General features: G+C 59.1%; 25 protein-coding genes. 16 read left to right on the top strand and 9 right to left on the bottom strand.

Annotated elements, in window-relative coordinates; genetic code table 11:
- Positions 1-72 precede the first annotated feature (72 nt).
- The 3 genes from AC2FGE_RS02415 to dusB are packed head-to-tail and all read right to left on the bottom strand — an operon-like array spanning position 73 to position 3,502.
- Positions 73-1,440 (bottom strand): response regulator, encoded by a 1,368-nt coding sequence (locus AC2FGE_RS02415; protein ID WP_496817579.1) that lies wholly within the window; start codon positions 1,438-1,440, stop codon positions 73-75.
- Complete coding sequence (locus AC2FGE_RS02410) at positions 1,440-2,522, bottom strand: two-component system sensor histidine kinase NtrB (RefSeq protein WP_496817578.1); 1,083 nt, start codon at positions 2,520-2,522, stop codon at positions 1,440-1,442. The genes AC2FGE_RS02415 and AC2FGE_RS02410 overlap by 1 nt, the downstream gene beginning before the upstream one ends.
- Positions 2,519-3,502 carry a tRNA dihydrouridine synthase DusB gene (gene dusB / locus AC2FGE_RS02405; RefSeq protein ID WP_496817577.1) on the bottom strand — a complete coding sequence of 328 codons (984 nt, stop codon included), beginning with the start codon at positions 3,500-3,502 and terminating at the stop codon, positions 2,519-2,521. Before dusB ends, AC2FGE_RS02410 begins: the two co-directional genes overlap by 4 nt.
- Positions 3,503-3,686: 184 nt before the next feature.
- Here dusB and AC2FGE_RS02400 point away from each other — a divergent pair, with 184 nt between their 5' ends.
- The 5 genes from AC2FGE_RS02400 (at position 3,687) to AC2FGE_RS02380 (ending at position 8,468) form a co-directional block, all read left to right on the top strand.
- Positions 3,687-4,817 (top strand): bifunctional 2-C-methyl-D-erythritol 4-phosphate cytidylyltransferase/2-C-methyl-D-erythritol 2,4-cyclodiphosphate synthase, encoded by a 1,131-nt coding sequence (locus AC2FGE_RS02400; RefSeq protein WP_496817576.1) that lies wholly within the window; start codon positions 3,687-3,689, stop codon positions 4,815-4,817.
- On the top strand, positions 4,814-5,311 hold the full coding sequence (locus AC2FGE_RS02395; RefSeq protein ID WP_496817575.1) for a phosphatidylglycerophosphatase A family protein: 498 nt from the start codon (positions 4,814-4,816) through the stop codon (positions 5,309-5,311). Before AC2FGE_RS02400 ends, AC2FGE_RS02395 begins: the two co-directional genes overlap by 4 nt.
- Positions 5,308-5,784 (top strand): CinA family protein, encoded by a 477-nt coding sequence (locus AC2FGE_RS02390; protein WP_496817574.1) that lies wholly within the window; start codon positions 5,308-5,310, stop codon positions 5,782-5,784. Before AC2FGE_RS02395 ends, AC2FGE_RS02390 begins: the two co-directional genes overlap by 4 nt.
- Positions 5,785-6,071: 287 nt before the next feature.
- Positions 6,072-6,752 (top strand): orotate phosphoribosyltransferase, encoded by a 681-nt coding sequence (locus AC2FGE_RS02385; protein ID WP_496817573.1) that lies wholly within the window; start codon positions 6,072-6,074, stop codon positions 6,750-6,752.
- Between the two features lie 225 nt (positions 6,753-6,977).
- Positions 6,978-8,468, top strand: coding sequence for a replicative DNA helicase (locus tag AC2FGE_RS02380; RefSeq protein WP_496817572.1), 1,491 nt, complete (start codon positions 6,978-6,980; stop codon positions 8,466-8,468).
- A gap of 3 nt (positions 8,469-8,471) precedes the next feature.
- On the opposite strand, the gene AC2FGE_RS02375 is transcribed toward AC2FGE_RS02380, so the two are convergent.
- Positions 8,472-9,011 (bottom strand): GNAT family N-acetyltransferase, encoded by a 540-nt coding sequence (locus AC2FGE_RS02375; protein WP_496817571.1) that lies wholly within the window; start codon positions 9,009-9,011, stop codon positions 8,472-8,474.
- Between the two features lie 229 nt (positions 9,012-9,240).
- Between AC2FGE_RS02375 and alr the strand changes: the two genes are divergently transcribed.
- From alr to AC2FGE_RS02330, 9 genes are all read left to right on the top strand, one after another.
- Positions 9,241-10,275 carry an alanine racemase gene (alr, locus tag AC2FGE_RS02370; protein WP_496817570.1) on the top strand — a complete coding sequence of 345 codons (1,035 nt, stop codon included), beginning with the start codon at positions 9,241-9,243 and terminating at the stop codon, positions 10,273-10,275.
- Positions 10,272-11,054, top strand: coding sequence for an MlaE family ABC transporter permease (locus AC2FGE_RS02365; protein WP_496817569.1), 783 nt, complete (start codon positions 10,272-10,274; stop codon positions 11,052-11,054). Before alr ends, AC2FGE_RS02365 begins: the two co-directional genes overlap by 4 nt.
- Positions 11,051-11,797 (top strand): ABC transporter ATP-binding protein, encoded by a 747-nt coding sequence (locus AC2FGE_RS02360; protein ID WP_496817568.1) that lies wholly within the window; start codon positions 11,051-11,053, stop codon positions 11,795-11,797. The genes AC2FGE_RS02365 and AC2FGE_RS02360 overlap by 4 nt, the downstream gene beginning before the upstream one ends.
- 567 nt (positions 11,798-12,364) lie before the next feature.
- Positions 12,365-12,814, top strand: coding sequence for a paraquat-inducible protein A (locus AC2FGE_RS02355; protein WP_480547042.1), 450 nt, complete (start codon positions 12,365-12,367; stop codon positions 12,812-12,814).
- Positions 12,815-12,939: 125 nt separating this feature from the next.
- Entirely contained in the window at positions 12,940-14,301 is a 1,362-nt protein-coding gene (gene radA, locus AC2FGE_RS02350; RefSeq protein ID WP_496817567.1) for a DNA repair protein RadA, read from the top strand.
- A gap of 40 nt (positions 14,302-14,341) precedes the next feature.
- A complete protein-coding gene (locus tag AC2FGE_RS02345) occupies positions 14,342-14,932 on the top strand; it encodes a CvpA family protein (RefSeq protein ID WP_496817566.1) in 591 nt (196 codons plus the stop codon).
- 643 nt (positions 14,933-15,575) lie between these two features.
- Complete coding sequence (purF, locus tag AC2FGE_RS02340; RefSeq protein ID WP_496817565.1) at positions 15,576-17,099, top strand: amidophosphoribosyltransferase; 1,524 nt, start codon at positions 15,576-15,578, stop codon at positions 17,097-17,099.
- 252 nt (positions 17,100-17,351) lie between these two features.
- A complete protein-coding gene (locus AC2FGE_RS02335; RefSeq protein ID WP_496817564.1) occupies positions 17,352-17,600 on the top strand; it encodes a hypothetical protein in 249 nt (82 codons plus the stop codon).
- 41 nt (positions 17,601-17,641) lie between these two features.
- Positions 17,642-18,286, top strand: coding sequence for an SDR family NAD(P)-dependent oxidoreductase (locus tag AC2FGE_RS02330; protein WP_496817563.1), 645 nt, complete (start codon positions 17,642-17,644; stop codon positions 18,284-18,286).
- A gap of 60 nt (positions 18,287-18,346) precedes the next feature.
- On the opposite strand, the gene AC2FGE_RS02325 is transcribed toward AC2FGE_RS02330, so the two are convergent.
- The 4 genes from AC2FGE_RS02325 to AC2FGE_RS02310 all read right to left on the bottom strand — a co-directional run bounded on the left by AC2FGE_RS02325 (position 18,347) and on the right by AC2FGE_RS02310 (position 20,859).
- Complete coding sequence (locus tag AC2FGE_RS02325; protein ID WP_496817562.1) at positions 18,347-19,189, bottom strand: ATP-binding protein; 843 nt, start codon at positions 19,187-19,189, stop codon at positions 18,347-18,349.
- Positions 19,190-19,306: 117 nt separating this feature from the next.
- The gene (tatC, locus tag AC2FGE_RS02320; protein ID WP_496817561.1) at positions 19,307-20,182 is read right to left on the bottom strand and encodes a twin-arginine translocase subunit TatC; all 876 of its coding nucleotides are present in this window, start codon (positions 20,180-20,182) and stop codon (positions 19,307-19,309) included.
- Positions 20,179-20,637 (bottom strand): Sec-independent protein translocase protein TatB, encoded by a 459-nt coding sequence (tatB, locus tag AC2FGE_RS02315; RefSeq protein ID WP_496817560.1) that lies wholly within the window; start codon positions 20,635-20,637, stop codon positions 20,179-20,181. Before tatB ends, tatC begins: the two co-directional genes overlap by 4 nt.
- Before the next feature lie 6 nt (positions 20,638-20,643).
- Positions 20,644-20,859: a twin-arginine translocase TatA/TatE family subunit gene (locus AC2FGE_RS02310; RefSeq protein ID WP_496817559.1), complete on the bottom strand. Its 216-nt coding sequence runs from the start codon at positions 20,857-20,859 to the stop codon at positions 20,644-20,646.
- Positions 20,860-21,080: 221 nt separating this feature from the next.
- On the opposite strand from AC2FGE_RS02310, the gene AC2FGE_RS02305 reads away from it, so the two are divergent.
- Together AC2FGE_RS02305 and AC2FGE_RS02300 are read left to right on the top strand one after the other, a co-directional pair.
- Positions 21,081-21,386 carry a hypothetical protein gene (locus AC2FGE_RS02305; RefSeq protein ID WP_496817558.1) on the top strand — a complete coding sequence of 102 codons (306 nt, stop codon included), beginning with the start codon at positions 21,081-21,083 and terminating at the stop codon, positions 21,384-21,386.
- A gap of 21 nt (positions 21,387-21,407) precedes the next feature.
- Positions 21,408-22,079, top strand: a complete 672-nt coding sequence (locus AC2FGE_RS02300) for a helix-turn-helix transcriptional regulator (RefSeq protein WP_496817557.1) — start codon at positions 21,408-21,410, stop codon at positions 22,077-22,079.
- 63 nt (positions 22,080-22,142) lie between these two features.
- Here the strand turns inward: AC2FGE_RS02300 and AC2FGE_RS02295 are convergent, their stop codons facing one another.
- Positions 22,143-23,315 carry a peptidoglycan DD-metalloendopeptidase family protein gene (locus AC2FGE_RS02295; protein WP_496817734.1) on the bottom strand — a complete coding sequence of 391 codons (1,173 nt, stop codon included), beginning with the start codon at positions 23,313-23,315 and terminating at the stop codon, positions 22,143-22,145.
- Positions 23,316-23,333: the final 18 nt, after the last annotated feature.

Below are 23,333 nucleotides of genomic sequence, written 5' to 3'. Positions count from 1 at the left end.
TCCGCGACTGACCGCCATATGTCGTGGTCGTTTCCCCGGAGATACCCGGATGCCACGGTTTGTGTGGCGATATTACATCAGTTTGCGACGGCGTGTCACCTGAATATCGAGGTCAGTAATCTTTTTCCGCAGCGTATTTCGGTTTATCCCAAGCAAATCAGCGCATTTTGCTTGATTACCGCCTGTTGCCTCCAGCGCAATTTCAATCAGCGGGGCCTCTACCTCGCGCAAAATACGCTGATACAGGCCCGGAGGCGGCAGCATGTTGCCGTGCAGATCAAAGTAACGCCGCAGATGCCGTTCCACCGAGGTGGACAGCTTCTCGCGCTCGCCCCCACTCAGCACAGGTTCGGCCTCGGGCTGGCTGCCCAGCACCATCTCGACCTCGGCTTTTGAGATTTCATCAGCGCGGCTGGTCAGGCTAAGACGACGGACCGCGTTCTCCAACTGCCGCACATTGCCGGGCCAGGAGTAGCGACGGATCAATTCAACCGCATCCGGGCTGAGCCAGCGTTTGGTGCCGCTATCACGCTCTTCGCGTGCCAGAAAATGCTCGGCCAGCAAGGTGATATCATCCACACGCTCGCGCAGCGCTGGTACATGGATCGTCGCCCCGCACAGGCGGTAATACAGATCCTGCCGGATACGACCGCCCTCCATGCCTTCGGCCAGATCCGACTGGCTGGTGGCCATGAAACGCGGCACGTGATCGCCTGGCGTGTCCATCATGCGCACGATGCGGGCCTGAAGCTCATCATCCAGATCGGCGATCTCATCAATCAACAGCGTACCTCCTCGCACGCGCGCCATGACGCGGGCGGGCCCCTCCAAATCACGCAGATCTGCAGCTGTGGCGGTTACAAACGGCAATGTACGACGGTCTGAGAAATCGTGAATTGCCCGTGCGATCAGAGACTTACCAGTGCCACTTTCACCAGAAATCATGACCGATAGATCGGTATTCATCACCCGTGCGACTAATCGATACAGTGACTGCATGACGGATGTGCGCCCGACCAGAGGCAACTCATCCGGGCGTTCATTCGCTTCTGCCTCGGGTTCTGATTGCAGGCGCTGCTTTTGTTCCAGGGCGCGTGCGGTGCGTTTCATCAAATCGGGCAAATCGAAGGGTTTGGGCAAATAGTCATAGGCATCCGCCTCAGCCGCCTGGATGGCGGTCATGATGGTATTCTGGGCCGAAATCACAATCACCGGCAAACCGGGGCGGTCTTGTGCGATTTTCGGCAGCATTTCCAAACCGTTCCCGTCCGGCATGACCACGTCCGAAATCACCACATCCCCCTTGCCTTCGCCCACCCAGCGCATCAGCGTGGTCAGCGAAGAGGTGGCATGCACTTTGCATCCGGCTCGGGTCAGTGCCTGAGTCAGAACTGTGCGGATCGTGCGATCGTCATCTGCAACCAGAACGGTGCCATCCATCAGGTGCTCTCCTTCGTTATGCTCTCTGCCGGCGCGCGGCGCAGTGACAGTTTGAAAACGGTGCGTCCCGGAACGGAATCAGCCGAGATCCAGCCGCGATGGTCCGAGATGATCTTGCTGACCAGCGCCAGCCCTAAACCCGTTCCATTTTCCTTGCCCGAGACAAACGGGTCGAAAATGTCGCTGCGAATGTCCTCGGGCAGTCCGGGGCCATCATCGATGATCTCAATCTGCAACGGCAGCGAATGACCCGAGCCGTCACTACGACGCAAGCGGAACGAATGCTCGAAATAGGTGCGCAGGCGAATCGTGCCGCCATTCGGGCCAGCGGCCTCGGACGCGTTTTTCAACAGATTCAGAACCACTTGCAGGATTTGATCCGGGTCACCATAGGCCAGCGGCAGCGATGGATCGTAATCCTCGATAATGGTCATGTCCGCACCGAACCCCAGCAAGGCCGAACGGCGGGCGCGGTCCAGTACATCGTGAATGTTGACCGGTTTGAAATCTGGTTGCTGCAGGTTTCCGAATTGTTCAACCTGCTCCAACAGCTTCACGATGCGGCGGCTTTCGGCCACGATAAGATCTGTGAGTTCAAGGTCTTGCGCTGAGATATTCATGCTAAGGAGCTGCGCCGCGCCCGTGATACCAGCCAGAGGATTCTTGATTTCATGCGCCAGCATCTCTGCCATACCGATGGCGGATTGCGCTGCTGACTTAACCGTGTTGCCACGTGTCATGCGCCCCGCCAATTCGCGTGGCGAGATAATCATGATCATTAATCCCGGATGCCCAACCAGCGGCGCGATCTGTAGCGCGCATTGCAGCGGTGCGCGGTTACCCGACCCGACATCGACATCATTGACGAACAGGGGCGTGCCTTGATGACGCGCGCGCAGGAACGCCTCTTCCAGTGGGGCATCTACGGCGATCTGGTCCCAGACCGGATGACCGATCACCGATTTGCGCGACGCGTTCAGGAACCCTTCGCCCGAGGAGTTCACATCTGAAATCCGATCCTCCTGATCGATGATAAAGGCCGGAACGGGCAATGAGTTCCAGATGCTTTGATCCGAATTCATGCGGCCACCTCAGCTGCGCAATCCAGCGCCTCATCAAGCAGGCTCAGCACCTCTTGCGTATCACGTGAGGTCAAAACAGTGCGACGCAGGGGCGCGGGTGTATCGGCTTCATCCATGTACCAACCCAGATGCTTCCGCGCGACGCGCAGGCCCAAATCGGTGCCGTAGAATTCGAGCATGGCTTGATAGTGCGCGCGCACCAGCGCGACCAATTCAGCGCCCTTGGGGATTTCAGGTGCGTCGGTGCCGTAGATGTCGTGGCATATCTGCGCCAGAAGCCAGGGTTTTCCCTGCGCACCTCGCCCGACCATCACGCCATCTGCGCCAGACTGATCCAGCGCCTTGCGGGCCGCTTTGGTATCAACAATATCGCCATTGGCGATGACGGGAATCGAAACTGCCTGTTTCACCGCTCGGATCGCCTGCCAATCGGCGTGGCCTTTGTAGAACTGGCAGCGCGTGCGCCCATGTATCGTGACCATCTTGATACCCGCCCCTTCGGCCCGGCGCGCCACATCAGGCGCGTTCAGTAGCGCATCATCCCAGCCCAGCCGCGTTTTCAGGGTGACGGGTACATCGACCGCCTCAACCACCGCTTCGATCAGGGTCAGGGCATGATCTGGCGTTTTCAGAAGGGCCGAGCCGGAATAACCATTGGTCACCTTCTTGGCCGGGCAGCCCATATTGATGTCGATCACCCGCGCGCCCCGGTCGGCAACCTGACGGGCGGCTTCGGCCATCCAATGCGCCTCGCGCCCGGCCAATTGAACGGCGGTGTTCTCGACATCCGCCGACAGCTCCGCCCGTTCGCGCACGCCCGGCTTGGCTTGCACCATCTCCTGGCTGGCGACCATTTCGCTGACGACCATGCCCGCCCCAAACCGCATCACAAGATCGCGGAACGGGCGATCCGTGATTCCAGCCATCGGCGCCAGCAGCACAGGTGGGTTCAGAGTTTTGTCAGCAAGATGCAGGGTCAACGTGCCTAATCCTTGAGCAGTTGGGCTTTAGATATCGAATCCAGTGCATATGAACAACAAAACGACCACCTACAAGCCTGCAAAATCATCACTCGCTTAATTTTTAGGCAGATTGACGCGGGTGATTGCCTCTGCATTCACCGCCGCCTAAACAATGGCCTAAATCGCAGGAGCAAACGACAGAATGACAACCGCCGCCATCATCGTTGCCGCCGGTCGCGGAACCCGCGCCGGAGGGGGTACGCCCAAGCAATGGCGCATGCTGGGCGGGCGCGTGGTTTCAGATTGGACGATCGACAGGTTTCGCAGGCATGTCGATCAGATCGTTCTGGTACTGTCACCCGAGGATTCCGAAGCATGGGAAATGTATCAGGGCAGCGATCTGATCCTCGCCGCGGGTGGCGCGGATCGTGCGACATCCGTTCGTAATGGGCTGGCTGCGCTGGCAGATCAGGGCGTAGATTACGTTTTGATTCATGATGTTGCGCGGCCTTGCGTGGGTGCAGATATCATTCAGAACGTGCTGCACGCGCTAAGCACAAGCCAAGCAGCCGCCCCCGGATTGGCCGTTACAGACGCGCTTTGGACCGGAGACAAGAGCTCGGTCACCGGAACGCAGGATCGAACGGGCCTGTTCGCGGCGCAAACGCCGCAGGGCTTTCACTATGATGCGATCACGGACGCTCATTCTGCCTATTCTGGCAGCGCGGCGGATGATGTCGAGGTCGCACGCGCCGCCGGGCTGGACGTGACCATCGTGCCGGGCGATCCGGACAATATCAAAATCACACGACCCGAGGATTTTGCCCGGGCAGAACGCATATTGGGGCTGAATATGGATGTAAGGCTGGGCAACGGCTATGACGTGCACCGGTTTGGTGACGGGGATCATGTGATCCTGTGCGGTGTGAAAGTGCCACATGACCGCGGGCTGCAAGGTCATTCCGATGCAGATGTCGGCATGCACGCTGTGACGGATGCGATCTATGGCGCATTGGCGCAGGGGGATATTGGCCAACATTTCCCCCCGTCAGACCCGCAGTGGAAGGGTGCGGCCAGCAAGATTTTTCTGCGCCACGCTGTCGATCTTGCCCAAACCATGGGCTACCGCATCTCGAACGTCGATTGTACACTGGTTTGTGAATACCCAAAGATCGGCCCTCATGCCCAAAAAATGAAAGAAGAAATGTCTAAAATCATGGGATTGCGCACCGATCAGGTCTCGGTCAAGGCAACCACTTCCGAGCGTCTGGGCTTCACTGGCCGTAGCGAAGGCATCGCGTCACTCGCCACAGCCTGCCTGGTAAAAGCATGAGTATCGCGCGTCTGATCGGCACCGTCTGCGGTGTCGGATATCTGCGCCCTGCCCCCGGCACATGGGGATCGCTTGCGGCCCTGCCTCTGGTCTGGGTCCTGCACGTTTTGGGCGGGTTCCCCCTGCTCGTGCTTGCGACGCTCGTCGTGTTCATCGCAGGGTTTTGGGCCACAAAAGTGATGACCGCCGGGCAAGAGGATCACGACCCGTCCGAAATCGTGGTAGATGAGGTCGCGGGCCAGTTCGTCGCGCTCTGGGCCATTTCCTACCCAAGCTGGGCACATGGAATCGAGATCACCGCGCTCTGGCCCGGTTGGGTCGCGGGGTTCCTGCTGTTCCGGCTTTTCGACATCACCAAACCCGGCCCTGTTGGCTGGGCGGATCGACGCAATGACGCGATGGGCGTGATGCTGGACGATGTGATCGCCGGGGTCTTTGCTGCCATCGGTATCGTGGTGCTGGCCGGGATCGCACATGGAATACTGGGGCTATGACCGTCGCTGCTCTGCTCGATTTGGCCAAGGCGCATGGCATGATGATCGCCACTGCCGAAAGCTGCACGGGCGGTATGGTCGCCGCTGCGCTGACCGACATTCCCGGCAGCTCTGCGGTGGTCGAGCGTGGATTCGTCACCTACACCAACCGCGCCAAGCAGGACATGCTGGGTGTCCGGGCCGAGACGTTGGAGGCCCATGGCGCCGTCTCAGAACAGGTCGCGCGCGAAATGGCAGAAGGCGCAGTACGAAACTCTCAGGCGCAATTGGCCGTCTCGATCACCGGCATCGCGGGTCCGGGAGGTTCCGAGTTTAAACCCGAGGGGCGTGTGTGCTTCGGGCTGGCTGGTGAGGGGCTGACCACCCTAACTGAAACTGTGGAGTTCGGCGCACCCGGGCGCGACGCTGTGCGGCAGGCGGCACGCGATCATGCGCTGAACCTGTTGCAAAACGCGCTTTCGAAGTTCGACTAGATGACATTGCTTCCTTTGCGTCATTTGCCGCGCTTGCAGCCGTCAAACAGGTTGCACTACTCACCCCGCGTCGCATAGACGCTGTGACCGAAACACCGGCATTCGATCAATCGGCAGACCATGATCGGAGCAATGATCCGAGCAGCCAAGCCCACCTTGGCCGCTCTGCCCGAAAGGGCAAAAAGCGGATCCCACAAGGGTCCGCTTTTCTTTTGTCGCCCTCTCGACTCCGGCCCAAGGGTCAGGCTATCAGCCCGCAACACTCTTTCAGCCCAGAGGTTTGCGCCATGATCCCCAGTTCTTTTCCCGACAGCACCGAAATCGCCCGCCTGACCGCTCGGATGCTGCTGGAGATCAAAGCCGTTCATTTCAATTCGCGCGAACCATTCACATTGTCCTCGGGCCTGCCCAGCCCAACCTATATCGATTGTCGCAAGCTGATCTCATACCCGCGAATCCGCTCGACGCTGATGGATTTTCTAACCTTCACCGTGATGCGCGACGCAGGATTTGAGGCATTCGACAATATCGCCGGGGGCGAAACGGCAGGTATCCCATTTGCGGCGATGGTCGCCGAACGCATGGCCTTGCCCATGACCTATGTGCGCAAGAAGCCCAAAGGTTACGGCCGTAACGCCCGGATCGAAGGCGCGATGAGCGAAGGCGAACGGGTACTGTTGGTCGAGGATCTGACCACCGATGGCGGATCAAAGCTGTCCTTCGTCGATGCGATCCGTGAAACCGGCGCGACTTGTGGCCATACGGCGGTGATTTTCTACTATGGCATCTTCCCAGAAACCGAAAAGACCCTTGGCGATCATGGTGTGAAACTGCATTCGCTGTGCACCTGGTGGGATGTCCTGGCCGAGGCCAAAGCACAGGAAGCCTTTGACCAAGAGACACTTGACGGGGTCGAGGCCTTTCTGAACGACCCGCGCGGCTGGCAGGACGCGCGCAAATCCACATAAACCGCCTGTGAACGAATTGGGGATAAGCCCAGAAGAATCGGCCATGCAGCCACGATATCTGGTGACTTTCCCCTCAATTCATACATAATAGGCTACGCATACACGGGCATCCAATCCGTCGGGAAAGTTATCCCAAGACCTTACCGCAGGTTACCCACAGGTATTTCCAGATAGCTTGCGGCAGCGTTTCCTGTGTAAAACCTCCGAACGGGCAGCGGGGACAAGATGAACGAGATCAGCAGTATCGAACAGGCAGCGGCACAGATTCAGAACGCCGAAACCATGCCGCATTCCATTGAGGCCGAGCAGCAGCTTCTGGGTGCGATTCTGACGAATAATGATCTCTATGATCGGGTCGCCTCGATCATCGGGTCCGAACATTTCTATGACCCGGTCCATGCGCGCATTTATGAGGTCGCGGCCAATCGGATTGCGAAGAACGCGCTGGCCTCGCCAGTGACGCTGAAATCCTTCATGGCCGAGGATGAGGGCCTGCAGGAACTGGGTGGCCCGGCTTATCTGGTCAAACTGGCCGGGGCCTCGATCAGTGCTTTTGCCGTACATGACTACGCCCAGATGATCTATGATCTGGCCATTCGGCGCGAGCTGATCCGGCTGGGCCGGGATATCTCGGACAAGGCTGCGCGGGTTGATGTGTCCAGCGAGCCGAAGGAACAGATTATCGAGGCCGAGCAGCAGCTGTATCAGCTGTCGGAACAAGGCCAGACAGAACAGGGCTTTCAATCCTTCCTCAAGGCGGTCACCGAAGCCGTCAATGTCACCAACGAAGCATACCAGCGTGGGGGCGGGATGGCCGGCATCTCGACCGGTCTGGCCGATTTGGATAAGCAGCTGGGTGGCTTGCATCCATCGGACCTGATCATTCTTGCCGGCCGTCCCTCTATGGGTAAAACCTCGCTTGCGACCAACGTGGCATTTAACGTGGCCAAGGCCTATAAACGCGGCACCAAGCCTGATGGCAGTGAAGGCGCGATTGATGGCGGCGTGGTTGGGTTCTTCTCATTGGAAATGAGTGCCGAACAGTTGGCAGGCCGCGTTCTGGCCGAAGCCTCTGAGATTTCCAGCCATAAGATCCGTCAGGGCGACATGACCGAGGCCGAGTTCCGACGGTTTGTGGATGCCGCCAAAGAACTGGAAGCCTGCCCGCTGTTCATCGACGACACGCCGGCCCTGCCCATCGCGCAGCTTGCTGCCCGCGCACGTCGGCTGAAGCGAACACATGGGCTGGACCTGCTGGTGATCGACTATCTGCAACTCTGCCGCGGCATGGCTGACAACCGCGTCAACGAAATCGCCGAGATATCGATGGGCATGAAGGCCATCGCCAAGGAACTGAACATCCCCGTCATCGCCCTGTCGCAGCTTTCTCGTCAGGTGGAAAACCGCGACGACAAACGCCCGCAGCTTTCGGACCTGCGTGAATCGGGCTCGATTGAACAGGATGCGGATGTGGTGATGTTCGTGTTCCGCGAGGAATACTACAAGGAACGCGAAAAGCCCGGCGATCATGAGCTGGAAAAGATGGAAGAGTGGAAGCAGGCCATGGAACGCCTGCATGGCAAGGCCGAAGTGATCGTCGGCAAGCAGCGCCACGGCCCCATCGGCACGGTTGAGCTCTCGTTCGAGGCCCAGTTCACCCGCTTTGGCAATCTGATCAAACCCTGGCAACAAGGCGGCGAGATCGAAGGCTACTGACCCCTACCACAAGGCAGGATTATTCAGCGACGCAACGCAATGCGATGGCCCCATTAGCGGGGTCAGTTCGTGCCCGTCCAAAGATTGCCCTAGCCAACCATGTGGATAGCTGAGCCTCAGCGGTGGCTGCGCGATCTCTTCCGAAATGGCCAGAAAACCAGTTTTGCGATAGTAGTTTGGATCGCCATAGGTCAGCACCACTTCGACGCCAGAGTCGCGCAGCTGGTCCAGCCCGAAGGTGATCAAAGCCTGCCCAATCCCCGATTTCTGCCGGTCCGTTCGCACCGCCATCGGCGACAGTATAAAGACATCTCGGCTGTCCTGCGGGTAGTTGATCCGAGAAAACGCCACAGCGCCCACCAGTTCCGCATCCTGATACGCGGTGTAAAGCATTACATCAGTCTCAGGCGTCATGCTCAGCAAGTCTTGCACAAACGCGCCGATCAACGCGCCTTCATCAGTGCTCTCCGAGGCTGAAAAGACGTGTTGAAACAGATCGACGACAGCCTGAACATCTGATCCTATACCGGTCGAAAACTCCATGATCCCCTCCGGGCACTGCATCTGTTTTACCGCCCAAAAACTGGAAGGCCGCACCTGACCAGACCAGCGTGCATTCGCAATCCCACTTACTATCATCACAGCAACAAACTGCCAGAATTCACAAGAACTTGGCAAATTTCGCCGGATGTCGCCCGTACAACGCTGAAACGGCGTCGCAAAAACGTCATTCCCTCTTGACCTTATACGGCGCAATGTCATGAACAACGCCATGAGTACCGCACGACTGACAATCAATCTTCAGGCCCTTGCCGGCAACTGGCGGGCGCTGGATGCACAGACCGATGTTGAAACCGCTGCTGTCGTCAAGGCCGATGGTTATGGTCTGGGCGCCGGGCCGGTTAGCAATGCGTTGGCCGAAGAAGGCGTGCGCAAGTTTTTCGTCGCGGTGGCTGAAGAAGGTGCAGACGTGCGTCAGGCCATTGGACCGGGGCCGCAGATTTGCGTGTTTTCCGGCCATATGGAGGGGGATGCAGACCTGCTGCGCGCCCATGATCTGACGCCCCTGATCAACTCACCCCAGCAGTTTCTGCGCCATGTGCAAGCGCTGCCGGATCATCCTTTTGGTATCCAGCTGGACAGCGGTATGAACCGCTTGGGCCTGGAACCTGCTGACTGGGCCGAACTGCGCCCCAAGGCCGAGGCGCTGAACCCGGTTGTCGTGATGTCTCATCTGGCCTGTGCGGACGAACCCGATCATCCGATGAACCGGCAACAGTTGAAAACCTTCCGCGAGATGACCGATGGCATCACCGCGCCGCGTTCGCTGGCGGCCACCGGTGGCACGCTTCTGGGGCCAGAATTTCATTTCGACCTCTGCCGCCCGGGCATTGGCCTATATGGCGGGATGCCTTTTGCCGGGGCCCGGCCTGTTGTCACTGTTGATCTGCCGGTCATCCAGGTGCGCGCGCTTGAGGTCGGCGAAACCGTTGGCTACGGCAACAGTTGGAGCGCCCGGCGCCCGTCGCGCATCGCAACAGTTGCGGCAGGCTATGCGGATGGTCTGCACCGCGCCATCGGTGGCGGGATCGACACGTTTGCGGGCGATCAGCCCTGCCCTGTTGTGGGCCGAATTTCGATGGACCTGATCACGGTCGATGTCACCGACCTGCCCGATGACCCTGAACGCCTACGCATCCTGAACGGGCATCAAACCGTGGATGATCTGGCCGAAGCGGCGGGCACGATTGGCTATGAAATCCTGACCTCGATGGGTCGCCGATATTCGCGGGGTTATGTGGAATGAACCCTGTCTTACTGCTCAGCGGGTTAGGCCGCGCCGCGCTGACCCTGCTGGCCGCGTTTGGCCGGGTGGCGCTGTTTGCGCTGGACGCAATCTCTCATATCTTCCGACCCCCGTTTTACCCGCGTGAATTTGCAATGGCGCTGCTGAATATCGGCTGGCTGTCCCTGCCCGTGGTCGGCCTGACCGCGATCTTCACCGGCGGTGCGCTGGCCCTGCAAATCTACGCAGGCGGTGCACGTTTCAATGCCGAGGCGGTGGTGCCTCAGATAGTCGCCATCGGCATGGTGCGCGAGCTTGGCCCAGTGCTGGTCGGGCTGATGATCGCCGCCCGCGTGACCTCCTCCATCGCGGCTGAGATCGCGACAATGAAAGTGACTGAACAGATTGACGCGCTGGTGACGCTCTCCACCCACCCGATGAAATACCTGACCGCTCCGCGCGTGCTGGCGGCGCTGGTCACCGTACCCGCGTTGGTCGCGGTCGGAGATGTCATTGGGATCATGGGCGGATACACCGTCGCGACCCAAAATCTGGGCTTCAACCCGGCGGCTTATTTGAAAAACACCGTGGATTTTCTTGAGGCCCGCGACATCGTCTCGTCCCTGGTCAAAGGGGCCGCCTTCGGCATGATCGCCGCCATCATGGGCTGCTACTATGGCATGTCCTCGGGCCGCGGCGCGCAAGGTGTGGGCCGCGCTACCAAAGGCTCGGTCGAGGCCGCCGCCGTGCTGATCCTCGCCGCCAATTTCGTCCTCACAGGGGTGTTCTTCTCGCTATGATCCGGATGGAGAACGTAACAAAAGCCTTTGGCGACAACCGCGTCCTGCAAGGCATGAACCTTGAGATCCCCAAGGGCACCTCGATGGTCATCATCGGCGGCTCGGGCACGGGCAAGTCGGTGGCGCTGAAATGCATTCTGGGCCTGATCCAGCCCGACAGTGGCATGATCTATGTGGACGACAAAGACGCCACCAAGGGCGACCGCGATGCGTTTCTGGCCCGGTTCGGCATGCTGTTTCAGGGCGCGGCGCTGTTTGACTCGTTGCCCGTCTGGCAAAACGTCGCCTTCCGCCTGCTGCGCGGCTCGCTGAAACGCCCTACCGAGGAAGCCCGTGAGATCGCCATCGAGAAACTGCGCCGCGTGGGCCTGAAACCCGACGTGGCTGACCGCCTGCCCGCCGAACTGTCCGGCGGTATGCAAAAACGCGTCGGCCTCGCCCGCGCCATCGCCGCCGAGCCCGAGATCATCTTTTTTGACGAGCCGACCACCGGCTTGGACCCGATCATGTCCGGCGTCATCAACGATCTGATCCGCGAAATCGTGACCGAGATGGGGGCAACGGCCATGACCATCACCCACGACATGAGCTCGGTCCGCGCCATTGCCGACAATGTGGCGATGCTGCATGGCGGGGTGATCCAGTGGACGGGGCCTGTGGCTCAGATGGATGCCTCGGGCGATCCGTATATGGAGCAATTCATCAGCGGCAGCGCTGACGGGCCGATTGAGGCGGTGCGTTGAGCATGGAACAGAGCTGCGTTGATGTTGGCGAACTATATCGGTCTAAGAATTCAAGCTTAGGCTTCGCAACATTCGCTTTGGTTCTGTTGTTGCCATTCGCAATATTTATGTCGCTTTTGATCAAACGAAAGCTTGGTCTCACAACGCGCGCAGTTGGTGTTGGGCTCGGTTCCTTTTGCCTACTGACGGCATTGGCGCTTACTAGGTTGTTTCTACCAATGATTTCTGAAGCAAGCGAAGACTTTGTAAGGTACTACAGCATTGTTTTTGGTTTGGCTCTGTTCGTTCTCTACGTTTTCCTTGTATTGATTTGGTTGATCGGCGCATTCAAAACTAGATGGAGACCCAGAGAGTTCGAGTTGATCCCTACCGGAATCCTTATTGCGATTCTTGTCTGCGCATTTTTTCAGGTGCTGGAAGCTATGAGATATTATGAGCTTCTAAAGTTACCGCGGTGCGACCAAAGTAATAATTTAGTTCCATCGCTTCAAACGCCCGCTTGACTAGAATAGTCGTCAGCTCAGACAATAGAAGGCACGGCTACGTGTTTTTGTAATAACCAGATAAATGACCCTCCGCCTCGCCACCCTCTCGCTCCTGATCCTCTACCCCATCGCGTGGTTTGCCCCGCTGATGCGCGCCGGCTTGCTTCCAATTTTCGGCCTCAGCGAGATCAGCGTCATCACCGGCCTCCAGTCCTTATGGAAGTCCGACGTCTTCCTCGCGCTGGTCGTCACCATCTTCGCGCTCTTTGCGCCGTATATCAAAACCATCGGCACCGCGCTGATCCAGTGGAACCTGCTGGACGCCCGCGTCCAGCCCGCGCTGAACATCCTCGGCAAGCTGGCCATGGCCGATATCTTCCTCATCGCGCTCTATATCACTCTGGCCAAGGGCATCTCTTACGCCACCATTGAGACCGCCTGGGGCCTCTACCTCTTCACCCTCTGCATCCTCGCCTCGCTGGTGCTGGGCCTTCTGACCGAACGTCAGGCAAAGGCCCAAACCTCTATCTGACACCCGGCGCGCATGCGCCCGCTGCGGGTGACGGCCCGCAGGGCCCGAACCCGCAGCGCGCCACCGGCGGAGATGAAAGCCCGCAAGGGCTTGAAGAACCGCCCATCCTCGGGCACCAAAGCGGAATGGCAAAACCAACCTTCTCTTGCTCGGCCTGCGGTGCGAGCTTCACCAAATGGTCCGGGCGTTGCGATGCCTGTGGGGAATGGAATACCATTACCCAGGACGTGCCGCTTTCGGCTGGCCCGGCCAAGAAATCCCTCGGCGGCAAGCGGGGACAGTCTGTCACGCTCACGGACTTGTCGACCGAGGAGACACCGCCACCCCGAACACTCAGCGGGGTGGACGAGTTGGACCGCGTCCTGGGCGGTGGTCTGGTACCCGCCTCAGCCCTGTTGGTGGGCGGCGATCCCGGTATCGGAAAATCCACCCTGTTGCTGCAGGCTGCTGCGCGCTTTGCCCGTGCAGGCGTCAAAACAATCTATGTCTCGGGCGAAGAAGCCAGTGCACAGGTCCGTATGCGCGCGCGGCGGCTGGGGCTGGAGGACGCGCCTGTTCAACTGGCTGCTGAAACCAACCTGCGCAATATCCTGACGACGTTGGAAACCGAAAAACCCGGCCTCGCCATTATCGACTCGATTCAGACCATGTGGGCCGACAATGTGGACAGCGCGCCCGGCTCGGTATCACAAGTCCGGGCCGCAGCGCATGAATTGACCACGTTTGCGAAACGACACGGCGTGTCGATCATCATGGTTGGTCACGTCACCAAAGAAGGCCAGATCGCAGGCCCCCGGGTCGTTGAACATATGGTCGACACCGTGCTCTATTTCGAAGGCGAGCGCGGTCATCAGTTCCGCATCCTGCGCGCCGTGAAGAACCGCTTTGGCCCCGCCGATGAGATCGGCGTGTTCGAGATGACGGGCAAGGGTCTGGCACAAGTCACCAACCCATCGGCCCTGTTCCTGTCAGAACGCGGAGAACCCAGCCCTGGATCGGCCGTTTTTGCGGGGATCGAGGGCACACGACCCGTATTGGTCGAGCTTCAGGCGCTTGTCGCCCCCTCCCCTCATTCCCAACCCCGCCGCACGGTTGTGGGCTGGGACAGCGGGCGCCTTGCCATGATCCTTGCCGTGCTCGAAGCCCGCTGCGGTATCCCTTTTGCGGGGCTCGACGTCTATCTGAATGTCGCCGGAGGTCTTAAGGTCAGCGAGCCCGCTGCCGACCTTGCCGTTGCCGCCGCGCTGCTGAGCGCCCGTGAAGACACCGCCCTGCCCGCCGATACCGTCGTTTTCGGAGAAATCTCGCTATCCGGTGCACTTAGACCCGCCCCGCAGACCGAAAATAGGTTGAAAGAAGCGCAAAAACTTGGTTTCACAGCGGCAGTTGCTCCGGCAGGTGGCAAAACCGGCACTGTGGCAGGTCTGACACTCACCCGACCCTCTGATTTGGTTGGGTTTGTTGGCGAAACCTTCGGAGCAGGTTAAAGTCGCGCCGCGAGGGGCAGCAAAAGAACAGGCGAGGGCCATGGAAGGTTTTACAATAATTGACGGGGTTGTGGCCCTGATCATCGTGCTGTCAGGCCTCTTGGCCTATTCGCGCGGTTTCATGCGTGAGGTTCTGGCCATCGCGGGCTGGGTCGCTGCTGCGGTCCTGGCGTTCATCTTTGCACCGCAAGCTGTGCCTCTGGTCAAAGAGATCCCGGTTGTCGGGGATTTCCTGCGTGACAGTTGCGAATTGTCGGTGATCACGGGCTTTGCCGCCGTATTCGCCATCGCCCTGATCGTGGTCAGCATCTTTACGCCGCTGTTTTCGTCGCTGGTGCAGCGCTCGGCGCTAGGCGGTCTGGACCAAGCGCTTGGCTTCTTCTTCGGCATCGCGCGCGGCATCCTGTTGGTGGCCATCGCCTTCTTTGTCTACGACACGGTCATGACCGGCCAGTCTTATACGATTGTCGATGAAAGCCGCTCGGCCAAGGTGTTCGAACAGTTCAGCACACAGATCGAAGAGCAGAACCCCGAAGCGGCATTGGGCTGGGTAACCGCACAATATGAAGAACTTGTAGGCAGCTGCACCGCGAGCGGAACGGCCCCTGCTGCAGAGAGCACCGACAGCTGATCCAGCAGGTATCAGTATTTCGAAAAGCCCGGCACTGCCCGGGCTTTTTTTGTTTCAGATGAACCCTTCCCCGCCGCACACTGTGCATCGGATGGTTTTCAATCCAAAACACCCGTCGCAGCGGCTGAATATCGGTTTGCCATGAATATCGCGGCCTTTGACGACCTGTCCGGCACCGTTGCAGATCTGACAAGGCGCGCGCCCCATGCCGCGACACCGATGGCACCGCCGCTTGGGTGTTTCCTCTGCCTTAGACGGCGGCCGGTTTTGCCACATCACGCCCCCTTGCCCGTTCAACATGCGCATTTTGATCCGGTTTCCGCCATGTCAGCACAATTATATTCATATGTCATCAGACTTGGTGCGCGGTCGAGACAGCACAAATCCCACCTGCGGCATTGTGTAATTGTGATCCTTTGATGACAGGGGCGTTCGAAGGCAGTATGTGAGGGCCAACCCGCCACGGAATCGGAGCTGCCGATCTTGTTCTTTGTGTTTTCATCTGCGTGCGTCGCATCGATGATTTGCCATCTGGCTTATGAAACACAGGCAATCGCACGCATGGTGCAGGCAGCATCCCCTTATCGATCCCGACAGTCGGTCAAACCTCTCGTCACAACGCCATAGGAATTGGAGCCCGTACATGTGTGGGATTTTGGGGATCGCAAGCCGGACACATGATGTGTTTGCGGAAATCTATGACGGCTTGCTGATGCTGCAACACCGGGGTCAGGATGCCTCGGGGATCGTCACATATAACGGTGAGTTCTTCCGCGAGAAAAAGGCCAACGGTCTGGTCAAGGATGTCTTCCACGCCACAGATGCTGAAACCCTCCTGGGTAAAGTCGGCATGGGGCATGTACGCTATCCAACCGCCGGTTCACTCAGCGCGGCTGAGGCGCAGCCCTTCTTCGTAAACGCGCCTTACGGGATATATCTGGTCCACAATGGCAACATCACCAACACGGCTGAGCAGCGCGAAAAGGTCACGGGCAAATACAGCCGCCACCTGCGTACCACCTCGGATTCTGAAATCCTGCTGAATGTGCTGGCCGACAAGGTGGCCGATGCGATCAAAGTCAATGGCAATGTCGAACCCATTCGCAACATCTTTGCTGGCGTGAAGATGACGATGGAGCGGGTTCAAGGTGCCTATTCCGTGATCTGCCTGATCGCAGGCGTGGGCATGTTGGCCTTCCGTGACCCGTACGGCATCCGCCCGTTGTCTGTCGCTGTTCGTGAAACCGAAGGCGGCGGCAGTGATTACGCCTTTGCCTCCGAGGACGTAGCATTCGGCATCAACGGGTTCGATAAACTGCGCGATCTGCGCGCGGGTGAGGCCATCCTGATTGATCTGGATGGCAACATGCATGAATTCCAGGCGGTCGAGGGCAAACTGACGCCCTGTATCTTCGAGTATGTCTATCTGGCCCGTCCAGATTCGCTGCTGGATGGCGTGTCCGTCTACAAAACCCAGATGCGCATGGGTCAGACTTTGGCCAAGCAAATTCAGGACTCGGGGTTGGATATTGATCGGATCATTCCAGTACCGGACAGCGCCCGCCCCGTGGCGCTTGAGGCCGCGAAAATCACCGGCATCCCCTATCGTGAGGGTCTGGTGAAGAACCGCTATGTCGGCCGCACCTTCATCATGCCGGGTCAGGAAGAGCGGCAGAAATCTGTCCGCCGCAAGCTGAATGCCATTCCGCTGGAATTCAAAGATCACAATGTTCTGCTGATCGACGATTCAATCGTGCGCGGCAATACGATCAAGAAGATTGTACAGATGTGCCGCGAGGCCGGGGCCAAGAAAGTCTATATCGCCAGCGCGTCTCCTCCGGTCAAATATCCCAATGTTTATGGCATCGACATGCCCACCAAGGCCGAGTTAATCGCCGATGGCAAAGAGATCGAGGAAATCCGCGAGGAGCTGGGCGCGGATGCTCTGTTCTACCAGCATCTCGATGATCTGGTCTGGGCTGCCAAGGAAGGCAACCCTGAGATCGAGGCCTTCGATTGCTCGTGCTTCAACGGCGATTACATCACCGGCAGCGTCAGTGATGATTATCTCGACAGTCTGGAAAACAGCACCCGTGTCAGCAAAAAGCGCGAGGACATGGAGCTTGTGGGCGGATCATGGAACGGGGCCAAACTGGCCTCGGGATGATCTGACACCCCGAATCAGATGGGTTGGCTGAGACATCGCGTTTCGCGTTTTTCACCAACCCGCTACCGTTCATGAAAATGTGACACACGGGCGTGACCCCGAAATCGCAGCGAATGCAAAGACTTCGCAAACCCTGCGTTTAAGGTCAGGCGATGCGACGTTGCGGCAGTCTTTTGTTCCCTTTTCGCCTTTGTTAACCAACCCGCCGCTACCACTCACCAAAGGGGTCTAGGCCCTGCCCGACCACAGCTTATGTCCAATGTCACCGTCAAAGGCGCGGCAACGCAAAAAGGCGCGCTGAAGAAAAACTCTGTCTCTGTACTTGGGATATTTGGTCCCAAGGCGGATTTGCGCGCGCTCATGCGAATGTCCTCTGGTCGCGTCAAGGAGGTGAAAACCGGCAGCCGCGTTGGGTCGGGCACCATCGTGGCCATCGACGAGCATGGCGTGATGCTGCGACAAAGCGGCCAGACCCGGCGGATCGCGATCCCTGGGGACTGACGCCTCTTGACGGCCTGCGCGATGGGGTTCAAACCGCAGTCATGACCGATCAGACCAAAATCGCCCTTATCACAGGGGCCTCACGCGGGTTGGGTGCAGCCCTGGCCGAGGCGCTGGCCCCCGACTATCACATCGTCGCTGTTGCCCGCACAACCGGCGGGCTGGAAGAGCTGGACGATCGGATCAAGGCCAAGGGCGGGTCCGCCACCCTCGCGCCCATGGACATCACCGATCCGGATGCCATGGCGACCCTGTGCCGGGGCATCCATGATCGCTGGGGCAAGGTGGATCTGTGGTTGCACACAGCCGTCCATAGCTCAGCCCTGACGCCGGCGCATTTTGTCGACCCGAAAGAATGGGCCAAGGCGATGAATATCAACGCCAATGCCACATCGGTCTTGATCCCCTATGTAACACCCCTGCTGGGCGAAGCCGGTCACGCAGTGTTCTTTGACGACCCCAAGGCCGGTGAGAAATTCTATGGTATCTACGGGGCTACAAAGGCCGCGCAGATGGCTTTGGCCCGCAGTTGGCAGATTGAAACAGAACGCACGGGGCCCCGCGTCTCGATCGTGCAACCTGCGCCAATGCCCACCGCCGTGCGCGCGCGGTTTCATCCCGGTGAAGATCGGGATGTGTTGACCAACACGGCGGATGAGGCAGCTCGGATTTTGGCACTGCTGTAGGGGAATGGCCCTTTGGGCCATGCCTCCGGCGGGGATATTTCTAGCCAGATGAAGCTGGGATCAGGCGATGTTGACGCCGTTGCGCCCGGCTAGATCGACGAAGAATTGCCAGGCAACGCGGCCCGAGCGCGCACCTCGGGTCGCTTGCCATTCGATGGCCTCAGCGCGCAGGGTTTCGGGGTCGACGCTGACACCATAGGCGCTGCAGTAGCGATCGATCATGGCCAGGTATTCATCCTGATCGCACGGGTGGAAGCCAAGCCAAAGGCCGAACCGATCGGAAAGCGAGACCTTTTCTTCAACCGCCTCGGACGGGTTGATGGCGCTGGAACGCTCGTTCTCGATCATGTCCCGTGGCATCAGGTGGCGGCGGTTTGAGGTGGCGTAGAAAACCACATTCTCGGGCCGCCCTTCGATCCCGCCATCCAGCACAGCTTTGAGCGATTTGTAGTGTTGGTCATCATGGCTGAACGATAGGTCATCGCAAAACAGGATGAACCGATGCGGCGCGGCGCGCAGGTGGTTCAGCAAGCGCGCGACCGAGCCCATGTCTTCACGCTGCAATTCGACCAGTTTCAGGTTCGGATGACCGCCCTGAAGTGTGCCATGCACGGCCTTCACAAGACTGGATTTCCCCATCCCGCGCGCGCCCCAGAGCAGCGCGTTATTGGCTTTATAGCCTTCGGCAAAGCGACGGGTATTGTCCAGCAACGTATCGCGTGAGCGGTTGATCCCCACCAACAGGTCCAGATCGACCCGGTTGACCTGTGTGACAGGCTCTAACCGATCCGGGCCGACATGCCAGACAAAGGCGGGGGCCGCGTTGAAGTCCGGAGCAGCCAAGGGCGCAGGGGCCATGCGGTCCAGCGCGTCGGCGATACGGTTCAGGGCTTGGTCATCCATCGGGGCCTCCGGATCTTGGTGTGGCGCTGTCAAACCATGATCCGGGCGATGCAACAAGGGCCTCAAACGAAAAAGGCGCGCCGAACCCGGCGCGCCTATCTTTGTCTTCAGAGCGGGTTATCTGCCCTCTTCCTCCTGAATGATCTCCTCATCCGCATCAGCCTCGTCATCATAGTAGCCATCGGCGCGCAGCTGTTCTTCGCGCTTCTTCTCGACACGGGCGACAAGGAAGATCGATATCTCGTAGAGACCATAGACCACGACGAACAGGATGACCTGAGTGATAACGTCCGGGGGCGTGACCAGCGCAGCGAGCACCAAGATTGCGACGACCGCATATTTGCGGACGGATCCAAGCCCTTCGGCGCTGACCAATCCTGCCTTACCCATCAAGGTCAGCAAAACAGGCAACTGGAAGCAGAGACCAAAGGCCACGATGAACTTGATTGTCAGGTTCAGATATTCCTGCGCCGAACCCTGGAACACCACACTGAGCGGTGCAGCTGTCGCTCCATCGGTTACGGCCTCGCCCTCAGCACCGAACTGCTGGAAGCCCAGAAAGAAATCATAGGCCAAGGGTGTTACGACGTAGAAGGCAAAACTTGCACCCAACAGGAACATGAATGGCGATGCGATCATGAACGGCAAAAACGCGTTCTTTTCGGTTCGGTAAAGCCCTGGTGCCACGAACCGCCACATCTGCATTCCGATATAGGGAAAGGCCAGGATGAACCCGCCCAACAGCGAAACCTTAATCGCAACAAAGAAGCCTTCCTGCGGCGAGATAAAAATCAGCCCGCAATCCTGGCCGCGCTCATTCAGCACCTCGCACAACGGGTGCGTCAGGAAATTGAAGATCGGCGTGGCCACCGTGAAGCAGATGATCATACCGATCAGAAACGCCACAACGCAGTGGATCAGCCGCGTGCGCAGCTCAGCCAAATGTTCGATCAATGGGGCCGAGCTGTCTTCGATTTCGTCGGTCTTGCTCATGTTTTGCTTTCAGTCTTCAGCGCGGCTTCGGCCTCTTCGGCCTTGGCCAATGCATCTGCGGCTTCTTTGGCTTTGCGCTCGGCCGTTGCACGAGCGCTCGTCGCCTGAATCTTCTTGGCTTGCTCGGCCCGTTCAGTAGCCAACTTGCCGGTCTCGCTCTGAGGATCAAACTTGGTGGGATCGATGCTCTTACCCAGATCCTGAGCCGCCTGTTTCACACCGTCCATAGCGGTATTCACCGGGTTGGTGGCGGCATTCAAACCCTTTTTGATCTCGTTCACGCCCGCCTGATCCGCAGCTTCGTTCATCGCACTGCTGAACTCGCGGGCCATACCGCGGGCCTTGCCAACCCAGCGGCCAACATTTCGAAACAACACCGGCAGGTCCTTGGGCCCCACCACAATCAGCGCAACGATGCCGATGACCAGAAGCTCGGTCCAGCCCAGATCAAACATCTGCGCTTAGACCTTGTCTTTTTCGGTTTCCGGTGTGACGTCCTTGGCAACTTCGGCTGAATCCTGCTCCAGTTCATCTGCGCCTTCCTTGACGCCTTTCTTGAACGACGTGATGCCTTTGCCAACTTCGCCCATCAGCGAACTGATCTTACCACGACCAAACAGCACCAGCACCACAACAGCGATCAGCAGTAGGCCAGGAAGGCCGATATTATTGAGCATGTTTCTTCTCCTTTAACGTCAGCGCATCGCGCCGGGAATATGATCTGGTCTTGTGTTTATGCCCCAAACCCCCATCGCAAAAAGGGGGCTTACAAGGTGGCGCCCCCAAAATCCGGTCTAAACTTGCGATTTTACAGGGCTCGCTTTTTTCAACTGACAGGTTTATGTCAGTTGTGGATGGCTAAAACAGCGATATCGCAACCTGGTCAACGGAGACTCATATGACCCATGTCGCAGAAATCGTCACTTTCACTTTAAACGACGGCACCTCGCCCGAAGCATTCGTCGCGCTCAGCCAATCCACCGAAGCCTTCGTGCGCGCCGCACCCGGCTTTGCCCATCGCCAGCTCAGCCAGAGCGATGACGGGCGTTGGACCGACTATGTCGTCTGGCAGGATATGCAGGCGGCGCAAAACGCGGCGGCACAGTTCCCGGAACAGGAGTTCGCCCCGGCCCTGATGGCGGCCATCAACCCCGACAGCCTGCAGATGCGGCATGAGAATGTGCTATGGAACATGACTGCCTAATCGCTTCCAGAATGGCGTGTCATGCGCCGCACTGATCGTCTGTTCGATATCATCCAGATCCTGCGCGACGGCAAACTGCACCGCGCGCAGGACATCGCGGACCGGCTTGAGGTGTCGGTCCGCACGATCTACCGCGATATGGACACGCTGGTGGCTTCTGGCATTCCGGTCGAAGGCGAGCGTGGTGTGGGCTACATGGTGCGCGAACAGATCACCCTGCCCCCGCTGAACCTGACCCCGTCCGAGCTCGAGGCGCTGAACCTCGGCATGGCCATCGTCGCCGAAGCCGCCGATCCGGATCTCAAGGCTGCAGCCGAGTCCCTTGCTGAAAAGATCGACGCCGTGTTGCCTACACAGGTCGTAGCCGAAGCCGACGCCTGGAAGTTCGCCGTCTACCCCTTTGCCGATGCCGCCCGCGGGCTGGCCCATATGGCCCCGATCCGCGCCGCGATCAAATCACGCCAGAAACTGCACCTATCCTATCGCCGCATTGACGGTACATTGACAGACCGCACGATCCGCCCCCTGCATATGGAATACTGGGGCCGCGTCTGGACGCTGACCGCCTGGTGCGAGCTACGTGACGGCTTCCGCGTCTTCCGCATCGACCTGATCGAAACGGTCACGCCCCAACCGGAACTGTTCACAGATGAACCCGGCAAACAGCTCAGCGACTACGACCCCCACGCGTGATCCCAGCTTCATCTGGCCAAAAATATCCCCGCCGGAGGCATGGCCCGATACGGGCCATTTAGTTCACTGCAAATAGGGCTCGGGATCGACCGACTCGAAGCCTTTGCGGACCTCGAAATGCACATAGGCATTGTCCCCACCCCGCAACGCGGCAATCTGCTGCCCGCGTTTGACACGGTCGCCTTTCTTGACCGTGATGTCGTCGACATTGGCATAGACGGTCAGCAAGTCGTTCTTGTGCTTGACCACAATGATCGGCACCTGATCCGCATCTGCCGTGATCGCGGCGACGGTTCCTGCCTCGGCGGCCTTGACTGGCGTACCGGGCGCAGCTGCGATGTCGATGCCCTCGTTCTTGCCTTTCTCATAGGTCCGAATGGTCTTGCCGGTCACCGGCAAGGCAAGCGCAGAACGGCTTGCGTTGCTGGGAGCTTCGGCAGTCACATCAGGGGCCTCGGGTGCTTCGGCGCGGGGCTCGACCTGTTGGTCCGGCAAGGGCTGCGTGGCGCTTGGCGGCGTTGGCGTGGGTGAGCCCTGCCCCGGCTGCGTTACATTGGTTGCCCCTGCTGCAGGCGCCGGAGCGGCCGCGCGCGGGGCGGGCTGGTTCTTGACCGGGATCAGCAGGTACTGGCCTTCACGGATGGCGAAATCCGGACCCAGACCGTTCCATTCAGCCAAAGACTCGACAGGCACTTGGTACAGGCGCGAAATCGTATAGGCTGTCTCGCCGCGTTTCACCTTGTGCTGAATCGGTTCCGGCCCGGTCGGCGCGGGTGCCGCTGCCGGTTTGGCAGGTTCCAGGGTTGTTGTCTGGACCCCGCCTGTCGCAGGTGCCTGGTCAATGGCCGATCCGGCGATCGAGGCGATGTCAACCCCGCTGGCCGCACCCACCGAACGCGGCAATGCCAGGATTTCGCCCTCGCGCAGCGTGTCGGTGGTTTGCAATCCGTTGAACCGCGACAGCTCGCCCTCGGGCAGACCCAGACGGGCCGCAACATCACGGACGGTATCGCCGCGACGGGCCACGGCCACCTGATAATTCGGATAGGTGATGACGCCGCGCGCATCCGGTGCCGGGCGGCTGGCGGTGGCGGATTGCGCCGCGCCTGTGGTTGAAAACCCGCCAATCTGACCACGCAGGTCATAATCCAGTGGGCCTTCGCACCCGGCCAATATGGCCAATGCGGCCACCCCGGTCGCACAACGGCGCATCGCCGATTTGGAAACTGCTCTCATCATGTTTGCCCTCAACAC

Source organism: Ruegeria sp. YTSA075 (assembly GCF_059610245.1).
This window is presented reverse-complemented; position numbering and strand designations above follow the sequence as displayed.